The 11,746-nt window shown below is 66.4% G+C and carries 10 protein-coding genes; 9 read left to right on the top strand and 1 reads right to left on the bottom strand.

Annotated elements, in window-relative coordinates:
* Window positions 1-759 carry a DnaJ domain-containing protein gene (locus ABZE94_RS05830; protein WP_372874585.1) on the top strand — a complete coding sequence of 253 codons (759 nt, stop codon included), beginning with the start codon at window positions 1-3 and terminating at the stop codon, window positions 757-759.
* Window positions 760-767: 8 nt separating this feature from the next.
* On the opposite strand, the gene ABZE94_RS05825 is transcribed toward ABZE94_RS05830, so the two are convergent.
* The gene (locus tag ABZE94_RS05825) at window positions 768-1,772 is read right to left on the bottom strand and encodes an alpha/beta hydrolase family protein (protein ID WP_372874584.1); all 1,005 of its coding nucleotides are present in this window, start codon (window positions 1,770-1,772) and stop codon (window positions 768-770) included.
* A gap of 208 nt (window positions 1,773-1,980) precedes the next feature.
* Here ABZE94_RS05825 and ABZE94_RS05820 point away from each other — a divergent pair, with 208 nt between their 5' ends.
* From ABZE94_RS05820 to ABZE94_RS05785, 8 genes are all read left to right on the top strand, one after another.
* Window positions 1,981-4,389, top strand: coding sequence for a PAS domain S-box protein (locus ABZE94_RS05820; protein WP_372874583.1), 2,409 nt, complete (start codon window positions 1,981-1,983; stop codon window positions 4,387-4,389).
* Complete coding sequence (locus ABZE94_RS05815; RefSeq protein WP_372874582.1) at window positions 4,386-5,015, top strand: response regulator; 630 nt, start codon at window positions 4,386-4,388, stop codon at window positions 5,013-5,015. The genes ABZE94_RS05820 and ABZE94_RS05815 overlap by 4 nt, the downstream gene beginning before the upstream one ends.
* A gap of 174 nt (window positions 5,016-5,189) precedes the next feature.
* Window positions 5,190-6,299, top strand: a complete 1,110-nt coding sequence (locus tag ABZE94_RS05810) for an ABC transporter ATP-binding protein (RefSeq protein ID WP_372874581.1) — start codon at window positions 5,190-5,192, stop codon at window positions 6,297-6,299.
* A gap of 104 nt (window positions 6,300-6,403) precedes the next feature.
* Window positions 6,404-7,438, top strand: coding sequence for an ABC transporter substrate-binding protein (locus tag ABZE94_RS05805; RefSeq protein ID WP_372874580.1), 1,035 nt, complete (start codon window positions 6,404-6,406; stop codon window positions 7,436-7,438).
* Between the two features lie 92 nt (window positions 7,439-7,530).
* Window positions 7,531-8,778, top strand: coding sequence for an ABC transporter permease (locus ABZE94_RS05800; RefSeq protein ID WP_372874606.1), 1,248 nt, complete (start codon window positions 7,531-7,533; stop codon window positions 8,776-8,778).
* Window positions 8,779-8,831: 53 nt separating this feature from the next.
* Entirely contained in the window at window positions 8,832-9,659 is an 828-nt protein-coding gene (locus ABZE94_RS05795) for an ABC transporter permease (RefSeq protein WP_318963046.1), read from the top strand.
* 25 nt (window positions 9,660-9,684) lie between these two features.
* Window positions 9,685-11,142 (top strand): NADP-dependent succinate-semialdehyde dehydrogenase, encoded by a 1,458-nt coding sequence (gene gabD / locus ABZE94_RS05790; protein WP_372874579.1) that lies wholly within the window; start codon window positions 9,685-9,687, stop codon window positions 11,140-11,142.
* 256 nt (window positions 11,143-11,398) lie between these two features.
* A partial coding sequence (locus ABZE94_RS05785) for an aminotransferase class III-fold pyridoxal phosphate-dependent enzyme (RefSeq protein ID WP_372874578.1) occupies window positions 11,399-11,746 on the top strand: 348 nt, incomplete at its 3' end.

The following is an 11,746-nucleotide window of genomic DNA, read 5'->3' as shown; positions in this document are numbered from 1 at the left end:
ATGCTCTGGCCGGCGACGCTGCTCGGTGCCGTTGGCGGCCTGGCCCTGGCCAGCATTCCCGGTGCCCTGCTCGGTGGGCTGCTCGGCCAGGTGGTGGATCGGCGCTTGCGCGTGCACAGCTGGGCGGCGCTACGCGAGCGCTTGGGCGGCAAGCCATACCCGGGTGACGAGGAATTGCTGTTTGTCCTGCTCGGTCGCCTGGCCAAATGCGATGGCCGGGTGCTGCAGGCGCATATCCTCCAGGCGCGCGCCGAGATGCAGCGCCTGGGCCTGGATGCGGCGGGCCAGCGGCGCGCGGTCGCGGCCTTCGCCCGCGGCAAGATCGGCCGCGAAGGCCTGCGCGCGCCCTTGCGCCGCCAGCGCGCGCAGGCCGAAGCCCTGTTGCATGCGTGCTGGCGCATGGCCTGGGTGGACGGCCGGGTCAGTCAGACCGAGCGCGAGTTGATTCTGCTCTGGGGCAAGTGGCTGGACGTGTCGACGGCGACCCAGCAAGTGCTGAGCGCGGCCTATGCGCCGAAGCAGGGGCCGGTGGCTGCCACGGGCGGTAGCTATCAGCAGGCGCTACGCTTGCTCGGGGTGAGCGCCGATAGCGAGCCGGCGCAGATCAAGCGCGCCTACCGGCGGCTGTTGAGCCGCCACCATCCGGACAAGCTGGCCGGCAGCGGGGTATCGCCTGAGCGGCTGCGCGAAGCCACGGAGAAGACCCGCGAACTGCACCAGGCCTACGGCCTGGTGCGCCAGCGGCGCGGTTTTCGCTAGCAGGCTGTTCAACCTGCCGGCAGTTGCAGCGTCAGCCAGCCGCGCAGCCGGCGGTACAGCTGTTCCTGTTCGACTTCGGGGTTGCCCGGCAAGGCCTTGAGTGCCACCTGGGTATAGGCCGGGTGTTTCTGGCGTTTGCTGGCCTGGGCGCGTTCGGTGGCCGCACTGCGCTCGAGTGGCCGATCCTTGTAGTAGAAGTCGCCGGTGGCCAGCTTGAGGCTGGCTTGCAGCTCGTCCAACCCGGGGCTGGCATCGGCTGCCGGCTTGACGTCCACCAGCAGCAGGCCGCGCACGTCAGAGGGTTGTTCCTCGCTGAGATAGCGCATGCTCCAGTAGCCGCCACTGCCATGACCGAGCAGGACGATCTGTTTGGACTGCTGCTGGCGGGCCAGTTCCAGGGCCGCGGCGATGCGCTGCTTGATACGTCGGGCGTGACGTTCGCTGGCGTCTTCCTTGGGCTGGTCAGCCTGGCCATCCGGATCGGGTTGCGCAGTGTCGGTGGCTGGCGGCGACTCTTCAGTCTTAGCGTCGAGCGGTGGCCCATCGGTCGCTATGGCTGCGCTTGTGGCCTGGGGGGCTAGTGGCGGGTCGTCCTGCGGATCGGGCAGGCTCAGGGTCAGGCTGTGCCAGCCGGCATCCGGCAGCTTGCGGCGCAGCGGGCCAATTACTTTGGGCCAATCGGCGCTTTCGCCATCGCCCGCCACCAGCACCACCACGCCATGGGCCTCGGCGGCATTGGCCGGTAGCCACAGGGCCAGGAAGGTCTCATCCCCGGCGTGCAGCTGCTGCTGTTCCTGATCGGGTAGCTGGCGGATCAGCGCGCTGGCGGCAGCCGCACTGCGTTCGGCTGGTGGCAGGCGGCTCAGGTCTGTCGCGGGCGGCTCGGCCGCCAGGCTTTGCTCGTCGCTGGCCGCGCTCATCGTACTGGACTCTGCGGCCTGCAACGGTGAGCCGAGCGGCAGTGCCAGGCTCAGGCTCAGGGCTGCCAGCAGGGGGCGGATGGCGCAGGGCATGGACGACTCCAGGGGCAGTGTGAGCGCCCCAGCCTACTGCTTGTGCGGCGTTTTGTCAGTGCCATCCCTTGGCGAGGCGGGCCTCGACTGGAGTAAGGTATCACCCTTGTGAAAAGACTCCTGCCAGTGGCGGCTGCCTCGCGACGGCGTTCGAGCTTCTGACTCCCTCGGAATATTATCCCGCTGCCCTGGCAGAGTAATTTTGGCAATGAGTCCTATGTGGTCGCGCATCCTCTTTCTGCTCCTGCTGTGGCCGCTGTTCGCCTGGACCGAAGACTCGCTGGTGCCCCTGCGTCCGCTCTACACCGCGGAGCAGCAGGCCTGGCTCGCCGAGCACCGGCAGCTGCGCGTGGGCCTGCTCATGCAGGCGCCCTGGGCCTTGTACGACCGGCGTCTGCAGCGGCTTTCCGGGGCCAATGTCGAGCTGATGACGCGCGTGCTGCAGGGCATGGGTGTCGAGCCGCTGTGGCTGCGTTTCGCCGATCAGGACGCGCTGGATGCGGCGCTGCGGCGCGGCGAGGTCGACCTCGCGCCGGGACTGCAGCAGACCCCGCGCGGCCTGCGGTTGTGGCTCTACACCGCGCCCTATATGCGGGTGCCACACCTGGTGGTGAGCGAGCAGCGCGGCATCAGTGCGGTCGACCTCGATCGCCTGGGGCACGATGAGCCGGTCGCGGTGCGCGAGCCGAGCGCTGTGTTCGAGTACCTGTACAAGACCCACAACAACCTGCAACTGCAGGCGGTGAGTTCTGAGCGGGTGGGCCTGTTGCGCCTATTGCGCCAGGAGGTCAGCTATGCGGTGGTCGACGAGGCGCGCCTCAGCCTGCTGCTGCGCGAGCCGCAGTTCGCGGCCCTGAGCATCGTCGGCGATATCGGTCTGCCGCAGTTGCTGCGCATCGCCAGTCGGCGCGACGAGCCGCTGCTGGCGGAAATCCTCGAGCGGACCCTGGAGGCCATGCCCGGGCGCGAGATCGAGCGTCTGCGCGAGCGCTGGCTGCCGTTGAAATACCCGCAGATCGGCGAGTCCCTGGCCTTCTGGCGCGGCCTTGCGCTGCTATTGCTGTTGGCCTTGCTCAGCGCCGCGGCCATCGTCCTGCACCTGCGCCAGCAGCGCCGCGGCCTGGAGCGTCAGCTGCTCGGCGTGCGTCAGGAGTTGAGCCAGCGCGAGGTCGCCGAGCAGGCCCTGCGACTCAGCCAGTTCTCCATCGACCACAGCACCGTGGGCATTCTCTGGGTCAATTGGGACAGCCATGTGCGTTATGCCAACCGCGCCGCCGAGGACATGCTCGGCTACACCAGCGGGGCCCTGGTAGATCGGCCGTTACAGGCGCTGGAACCGAGCCTGGATATGGATCGCTGGTTGAGCCTGTGGAAGCTGGCGCGCAGCAGCGGCGAGGCCTTGCCGGGTTTCGAGACCGAGTGCCTGCGCGCCGATGGCAGCGGCTTGCCGGTGGATGTGTCGCTGAGCTTCCTGCGCTTCGATCGGGCGGAATACCTGGTGGTGTTCCTCGCCGATGTCACCGAACGCCGGCGCGCCCGCGCCGCCCTGCAGGAGAGCGAGGCGCGGTTCAAGGGCATCGCCGGCAATGTCCCCGGGCTGGTGTTTCGCCTCGAGCGTAGCGCGCTCGAGCAGCAGGTGGTGTTCGCCTATATCAGCGAGGCCAGCGCCGAACTGGTCGGTTATCCGGCCGTCGAGTTGCAGCGCGCCGACCGCGGTCTGCGCAGCCTGGTGCACCCCGACGATCAGGCCAGCTACCGGCGCAGCCAGGGCGCGGCCTTGGCCGGCGATAGCGACTGGCAGTGGCAGGGGCGCATCCTCACCCGCGCCGGCCAGCTGCGCTGGGCCGATATCAAGGCCACCGCGCGGCGCCTGGGCGAGGGCCGGGTGGTGTGGGACGGGGTGGTCTGGGACATCACCGAGAACAAGCAGGTGGAGCTGGCGCTGGGCGAGTCGCGGGCGCGCCTGCGTGAGCTGTCGGCGCATCTGGAGAGCGTGCGCGAGGAGGAAAAGGCGCGCATCGCCCGCGAGGTGCACGACGAGCTGGGCCAGGTGCTTACCGTGCTCAAGCTGGAAACCGCCATGTGCGAGCTGGTCTGCTCCGGCCAGTTGCCGGTGCTGGATCAGCACCTGCAGAACATGAAGCGCCTGATCGCTCAGCTGTTTCAGCTGGTGCGCGATGTGGCCACCGCGCTGCGCCCGCCGATTCTCGATGCCGGCATTGCCTCGGCCATCGAGTGGCAGGTGCGCCGCTTCGAGGCGCGCACTCAGATCCCGTGCATGGTCGAGGTACCGGAGAACCTGCCGACACTCAGCGATGCCAAGGCCATCGGTCTGTTTCGCATTCTTCAGGAGGCGCTGACCAACATCATGCGCCACGCCGGCGCGCACAGCGTACAGGTGAGTCTGCGCCTGGAGGGCGGCGAGCTGTGCCTGTGCGTCAGCGACGACGGCAAAGGCTTCGCGCCCGAGCAGCGCAAGCCGGGGCAGTCGTTCGGCCTGGTCGGCATGCAGGAGCGAGTATTGATGCTCGGCGGCCGGTTGCAGATTGACAGCCAGCCCGGCGAGGGGACTACGCTGTGCGCACGAGTGGCGATGGCCGAGGAGGAAGTGGCGTGATTCGGGTAATAGTGGCTGAGGACCACGCCATTGTGCGTGAAGGCATCAAGCAGTTGATCGGCATGGCCCGCGACCTCGAGGTGGTGGGCGAGGCCGGCAATGGCGAGCAGTTGCTCGAGTGCCTGCGCAAGACCGCCTGCGACGTGGTGCTGCTGGATATCAGCATGCCCGGGGTCAATGGCCTGGAGGCGATTCCACGGATCCGCGCGTTGGCCAACGGGCCGGCGATCCTGGTGCTGTCGATGCACAACGAAACGCAGATGGCCGCCCGTGCGCTCAAGGTCGGCGCCGCCGGCTATGCGACCAAGGACAGCGACCCGGCGCTGCTGATCAGCGCCATCCGCAAGGTGGCCGGCGGTGGCCGCTACATCGATCCCGAGCTGGCCGACCGGATGGTCTTCGAGGTCGGCCTGACCGATTCGCGGCCGCCCCATGCCCAGCTCTCCGAACGCGAGTTCTCGGTGTTCGAGCGCCTGGCGCGCGGCGAAGGGGTCAACGACATCGCCCTGCACCTGGCGATCAGCAACAAGACCGTGAGTACCCACAAGGCGCGCCTGATGCAGAAGCTCGGGGTGCACTCGATGGCCGACCTGGTGCGCTATGCCATGGAGCACCGCCTGGTCTGAGCCGCCTGCCAAGCCTCCGCTGGCCGACGGATACCCTTGGCCTTTGTAGGGCGATTCCTACACGAAACTCTCCGTCGATCTGATGACAGGTCGTCATCCTGCCCGATTCTTTCACTGCCGCGCTGCCCCTAGTCTGTAGCCAACGACGTACAGACAACAACAAAGGGTGCGGTGATGTCCGAGTCTCAGGCAAACGATGTGTTGGTGAGTTTTCGCGGTGTGCAGAAGAGCTATGACGGCGAGAATCTGATCGTCAAGGACCTCAATCTGGACATCCGCAAGGGCGAGTTCCTCACCCTGCTCGGGCCGTCCGGCTCGGGCAAGACCACCAGCTTGATGATGCTGGCCGGTTTCGAAACCCCCACCGCCGGGGAAATCCTCCTCGGCGGTCGCTCGCTGACCAAGCTGCCGCCGCACAAGCGCGACATCGGCATGGTGTTCCAGAACTATGCCTTGTTCCCGCACATGACGGTGGCCGAGAACCTGGCCTTTCCCCTGACCGTGCGCGGCCTGTCGCGTACCGACACCAGCGAGCGGGTCAAGCGCGCGCTGTCGATGGTGCAACTGGACAGCTTCCGCAATCGCTACCCCGGGCAACTCTCCGGCGGCCAGCAGCAGCGTGTGGCCCTGGCCCGCGCCCTGGTGTTCGAGCCGCAACTGGTGCTGATGGACGAACCCTTGGGCGCCCTCGACAAGCAGTTGCGCGAGCACATGCAGATGGAGATCAAGCACCTGCACCAGCGTCTGGGTGTGACCGTGGTCTACGTCACCCACGACCAGGGCGAGGCGCTGACCATGTCCGATCGGGTTGCGGTGTTCCACCAGGGCGAGATCCAGCAGATCGCCGATCCGCGCACCCTCTATGAGATGCCGAGCAACACCTTCGTCGCCAACTTCATCGGCGAAAACAATCGCCTCAGCGGTCACCTGATCAGCCGCGACGGCGAGCGCTGCGTGGTCGGCCTGGCCCGTGGCGAGAGGGTCGAGGCGCTGGCGGTCAATGTCGGCCAGCCGGGCGAGGCGGTGACCCTGTCGGTACGCCCCGAGCGGATTCGCCTGAACGGCCACAGCGAGGCCTGCCCGAACCGCTTCTCCGGGCGCGTCGCCGAATTCATCTACCTGGGCGATCACGTGCGCATCCGCATGGAGGTCTGCGGCAAGAGCGATTTTTATATCAAGCAGCCGGTGGCCGAGCTGGATACGGCCCTGGCCGTTGGCGATCTGGTGCCGCTCGGCTGGCATGTCGAGCACGTCCGCGCCCTCGATCCACAGCAGCCGGACTGAACCCGGGGTCTGTTGACGTTGCGTTGCCAGCCGCAACGCAACGACAACAGACCCTACAGGCAGTGCTTCATCCTTACCCATGTGACACAGAGGAGATAACAACAATGTCGAAATCCCTGAAGTTTGCGGCCCTGGCCGTTGGGGTGGCCCTTGCAGTTCCGGCGATGGCGGCCGACCTGACTGCGATTTCATTCGGCGGTGCGAGCAAGGAGGCGCAGGTCAAGGCCTTCTACGAGCCCTTCGAGAAAAACACCGGCAACAAGATCCTGGCCGGCCAGTACAACGGCGAGATGGCCAAGGTCAAGGCCATGGTCGACACCAACAGCGTGAACTGGAACCTGCTCGAAGTGGAATCGCCCGAGCTGGCCCGCGGTTGTGACGAGGGCTTGTTCGAGCCGCTCGATCCGGCGCTGTTCGGCAACCCGGACGACTTCATCGACGGCGCTATCCAGCCGTGTGGCGTGGGCTTCTTCGTCTGGTCGACGGTCCTGGCCTACAACGCCGACAAGCTCAGCGGCGCACCGACCGGTTGGGTCGATTTCTGGGACGTGGAGAAATTCCCCGGCAAGCGCGGCCTGCGCAAGGGCGCCAAGTACACCCTGGAATTCGCCCTGATGGCCGATGGCGTGGCGCCGACCGAAGTCTACAAGGTGCTGGCGACCCGTGACGGCGTCGACCGCGCCTTCCGCAAGCTGGATGAGCTCAAGCCGCATATTCAGTGGTGGGAAGCCGGCGCCCAGCCGCCGCAGTACCTGGCCTCGGGCGATGTGGTCATGAGTTCGGCCTACAACGGTCGGATCGCCGCGGTGCAGGCCGAGAGCAACCTGCAGGTGGTATGGAACGGTGGCATCTACGACTTCGATTCCTGGGCCATCCCGCGCGGTGCCAAGAATCAGGAAGAAGCCAAGCAGTTCATCGCCTTCTCGGTGCAAGCGCAGCCGCAGAAAGTTTTCGCCGAAAACATCGCCTACGGCCCGGCCAAGAAACAGGCCATCGACCTGCTGGCGCCCGAGCGCCTGAACCTGATGCCGACCACGCCTGAAAATATCAAGGATCAGGTGGCCATCGACGTGACCTTCTGGGCCGACTACGGCGAGCAGCTGGAACAGCGCTTCAATGCCTGGGCTGCGCGCAACTAGAGCCACCCTGACCCCGGCCGCAAGGCCGGGGCCTTGCCTTTACTCGTCGCCCCGTGCGGCCGTTGCATGCGGAGTTTTCCATGGCCAGCGTAATGCCTGTCACCGACCTGCCAATCACCAGTCCCAGCTCCAGTCTCAAGCAGCGTCTGGCCCGCGCCGAACGCTTCAATCGGCTGAAGTCCAAGGCGCTGATCCTGCCCCTGCTGGTGTTTCTCCTGCTGACCTTCCTGGTGCCCATCGGTGCCTTGCTCTGGCGCAGCGTGGACAACCCGGAAGTGGTCGCCAGTCTGCCGCTTACCGTGGCGGCCATCGCCGAATGGAACGGCAAGGCACTGCCGGGCGAGGCGGTCTATCGCGCCATGGCCCTGGATATCGTCGAGACGCGCAAGCAGCGCAACCTGGGAGACCTGTCCAAGCGGCTGAACATGGAGCTGGCCGGTTTTCGCAGCCTGATCGGCAGCACCGCTCGCGCGTTGCCCTTCGCCAGCGAACCTGCGTCCTACAAGGACGCCCTGGAAGGCCTGGACGAGCGTTGGGGCGACCCGGCCTATTGGCAGGTGGTCCGCCGCAACGGTTCGAACATTACCCCCTATTACCTGCTGGCCGCCCTCGACCATCGCATCGACGATCTCGGCGAGCTGGCCAGCGCCACCCCGGACCAGGCCATCTACCTGGACATCTTCGTGCGCACCTTCTGGATGAGCCTGGTGATCACCAGCATCTGTCTGGTGCTGGCCTACCCGCTGGCCTACCTGCTGGCCAACCTGCCGACCCGGCAGAGCAACCTGCTGATGATCCTGGTGCTGCTGCCGTTTTGGACCTCGATCCTGGTGCGGGTCGCGGCCTGGATCGTGCTGTTGCAGTCGGGCGGCCTGATCAACGGCGCGCTGCTGTCGCTGGGCATCATCGACGAGCCGCTGCAGCTGGTGTTCAACCGCAGCGGGGTGTACATCGCCATGGTGCATATCATGCTGCCGTTCATGATCCTGCCGATCTACAGCGTGATGAAGGGCATCTCGCCGACCTACATGCGTGCGGCGGTGTCGCTGGGCTGTCACCCCTTCGCCAGCTTCTGGCGGGTGTACTTCCCGCAGACCCTGGCCGGGGTCGGCGCCGGCTGCCTGCTGGTGTTCATCCTGTCGATCGGCTACTACATCACCCCGGCGCTGCTGGGCAGCCCGAGCGACCAGATGATCAGCTATTTCGTCGCCTTCTATACCAACAACACCATCAACTGGGGCATGGCCACGGCCCTCGGCGGCCTGCTGCTGGGCGCCACCCTGGTGCTTTACGTGGTCTACAGCTGGCTGGTCGGCGCAAGCCGGCTGCGCCTGGCCTGACCCTGTCGTCCTCGCCCGCCGGGCGAGGACAACCTTAGGATGGAGAGAGATCTATGCTGAGCCCCCACCTGTCACCCGTCGAGCGCGTCTGGTACTACAGTCTGCGCAGCCTCTGCGCGCTGGTGCTGCTGTTCCTGATCCTGCCGGTACTGGTGATCATCCCGCTGTCGTTCAACTCCGGCACCTTCCTGGTCTACCCGCTGCAGGGCTTTTCCCTGCGCTGGTATGAGGACTTCTTCATGTCCGCCGACTGGATGCGTTCGCTGAAGAACAGCCTGATCATTGCCCCGGCCGCCACCGTGCTGGCCATGGTCTTCGGCACCCTGGCGGCGATCGGCCTGACCCGCGGCGAGTTCCGCGGCAAGGCGCTGGTGATGAGCCTGCTGATCTCGCCCATGGTGGTACCGGTGGTGATCGTCGGGGTGGCCAGCTACCTGTTCTTCGCCCCGCTGGGCCTGGGCAACAGCTATTTCTCGCTGATCGTGGTGCACGCGGTGCTGGGCGTGCCCTTTGTCATCATCACGGTGTCGGCCACCCTGCAGGGCTTCAACCAGAACCTGGTGCGTGCTGCCGCCAGCCTCGGCGCCTCGCCGCTGACCGCGTTCCGCCGGGTAACCCTGCCGCTGATTGCCCCGGGGGTGATCAGTGGTGCGCTGTTCGCCTTCGCCACCTCCTTCGATGAAGTGGTGGTGACCCTGTTCCTCGCCGGCCCGGAGCAGGCCACCTTGCCGCGGCAGATGTTCAGCGGCATCCGCGAGAACCTGTCGCCGACCATCGCCGCGGCGGCGACCCTGCTGATCGGCTTCTCCATCCTGCTGTTGCTGACCCTGGAATGGCTGCGCGGGCGCAGCGAGAAACTGCGTACCCAGCAACCCACCTGATCGCCAAGAACAAAAGAGAGCCCGCATGAGCCTTGAGTTGAAGGACCCCGGCCTGCTGCGTCAGCAGGCCTATGTGAACGGCCAGTGGTGCGAAGCCGACAGCGGCGCGCGTACCGAGATCTTCAATCCGGCCAACGCTGAAAAGATCGGCAGTGTGCCCAATATGGGCCGTGACGAAACCCGCCGCGCCATCGAAGCCGCGCAAAGCGCCCAGCCGGCCTGGCGGGCGCTGACCGCCAAGGCGCGCGCACAATTGCTGCGCAACTGGTTCGAGCTGATCCTGGCCAACCAGGAAGACCTGGCGCGGATCATGACCGCCGAGCAGGGCAAACCGCTGGCCGAGGCCCGCGGCGAGATCGCCTACGCTGCCTCCTTTATCGAGTGGTTCGCCGAGGAGGCCAAGCGCGCCTATGGCGACCTGATTCCGGCCCATGCCATGGACAAGCGCATCCTGGTGCAGAAGGAACCGGTGGGCGTCACCGCGGCCATCACGCCCTGGAACTTCCCCAGCGCCATGATCACCCGCAAGGCCGGTCCGGCCCTGGCGGTGGGGTGCGCCATGGTACTCAAGCCGGCGCCGCAGACCCCGTTCTCGGCCCTGGCCCTGGTCGCGCTGGCCGAGCGCGCCGGCATCCCGGCCGGACTGCTCAGCGTGATCCCGGCCGACGTGGCCGCCAGCCGCGAGGTGGGCGCCGAGCTGTGCGACAACCCGATTGTGCGCAAGCTGTCGTTCACCGGCTCCACCGCAGTCGGCATCACGCTGATGCAGCAGTGCGCGCCGACCCTGAAGAAGCTCTCGCTGGAACTGGGCGGCAACGCGCCCTTTATCGTCTTCGATGACGCCGACCTGGATGCGGCCGTCGAGGGGGCGATCATCTCCAAGTACCGCAACGCCGGGCAGACCTGCGTCTGCGCCAACCGTCTGTATGTGCAGGACGGCGTGTATGACGCCTTCGCCGCCAAGTTGCAGGTGGCGGTGGCCAAGCTCAGGGTCGGTAACGGCATGCAGGAGGGCATCACCACCGGGCCGCTGATCAATGCCGAGGCGGTGGCCAAGGTCGAGCGTCACCTGCGTGACGCCCTGGACAAGGGCGCCACCCTGGTCGCCGGCGGCAAGCGCCTGGGCGGCAACTTCTTCGAGCCGACCATCGTCAGCGGCGTAACCGCCGAGATGGCCGTGGCGCGCGAGGAAACCTTCGGCCCGCTGGCGCCGCTGTTCCGTTTCAGCGACGAGGCCGAGGTGATCCGCCAGGCCAACGACACCGAATTCGGCCTGGCCGCCTACTTCTATGCCCGCGATCTGGGCCGGGTGTTCCGCGTGGCCGAGGCCCTGGAGTACGGCATGGTCGGCATCAACACCGGGGTGATCTCCACCGAGGTGGCGCCGTTCGGTGGCATGAAATCCTCGGGCCTGGGCCGTGAAGGCTCGAAATATGGTTTGGACGAGTATCTGGAAATCAAATACCTGTGCCTGGGCGTGTAGTCGCTACTGCGCTTTGGCGATGCCGCGTTGGCGGTATCGGGAAAAATGCTCATTGGCAAAAGCCAACTCCGCTTTTTCCCGACACCGCCGCCTTGCCTCCCCTTCGCTCGCTACGCTCCGTGAGAGTGGTGGATCGGTGAGGCAAAAGAGCTATTCCCCCGTGGCCGGGAGGGCTGTAGCAGTCGATCATCGTATGCTGCTGCCGCGCTAACCCGGTCTGAACCGCGCCGCACGATGAGCGGCCAATGAGGACACCATGAGCAAAACCAACGAATCCCTGATGCAACGCCGCACCGCCGCCGTCCCGCGTGGCGTCGGCCAGATCCACCCGATCTTCGCCGAGCGGGCGCAGAACGCCACGGTCACCGACGTCGAGGGTCGCGAGTTCATCGACTTCGCCGGCGGCATCGCGGTGCTCAACACCGGCCACCTGCACCCGAAAGTCATCGCCGCGGTGCAGGAGCAGCTGACCAAGCTCACCCACACCTGCTTCCAGGTGCTGGCCTACGAGCCCTACGTCGAGCTGTGCGAGAAGATCAACGCCAGGGTGCCGGGCGACTTCGCCAAGCAGACCCTGCTGGTCACCACCGGCTCCGAAGCGGTG

The sequence above is a fragment of the Pseudomonas sp. genome, assembly GCF_041601375.1.
Taxonomy (GTDB): domain Bacteria; phylum Pseudomonadota; class Gammaproteobacteria; order Pseudomonadales; family Pseudomonadaceae; genus Aquipseudomonas.
The sequence above is the reverse complement of the archived record's forward strand: the minus strand, read 5'-3'. Positions and strand labels throughout refer to the sequence as shown.

Excerpts from the sequence above, each read along its gene's own strand:
- ABZE94_RS05825 (WP_372874584.1), bottom strand. The coding sequence starts at position 1,772 with ATGCCCTGCGCCATCCGCCCCCTGCTGGCAGCCCTGAGCCTGAGCCTG.
- ABZE94_RS05810 (WP_372874581.1), top strand. The coding sequence starts at position 5,190 with ATGTCCGAGTCTCAGGCAAACGATGTGTTGGTGAGTTTTCGCGGTGTG.
- ABZE94_RS05820 (WP_372874583.1), top strand. The coding sequence starts at position 1,981 with ATGAGTCCTATGTGGTCGCGCATCCTCTTTCTGCTCCTGCTGTGGCCG.
- ABZE94_RS05800 (WP_372874606.1), top strand. The coding sequence starts at position 7,531 with ATGCCTGTCACCGACCTGCCAATCACCAGTCCCAGCTCCAGTCTCAAG.
- ABZE94_RS05795 (WP_318963046.1), top strand. The coding sequence starts at position 8,832 with ATGCTGAGCCCCCACCTGTCACCCGTCGAGCGCGTCTGGTACTACAGT.
- ABZE94_RS05805 (WP_372874580.1), top strand. The coding sequence starts at position 6,404 with ATGTCGAAATCCCTGAAGTTTGCGGCCCTGGCCGTTGGGGTGGCCCTT.
- gabD (WP_372874579.1), top strand. The coding sequence starts at position 9,685 with ATGAGCCTTGAGTTGAAGGACCCCGGCCTGCTGCGTCAGCAGGCCTAT.
- ABZE94_RS05830 (WP_372874585.1), top strand. The coding sequence starts at position 1 with ATGCTCTGGCCGGCGACGCTGCTCGGTGCCGTTGGCGGCCTGGCCCTG.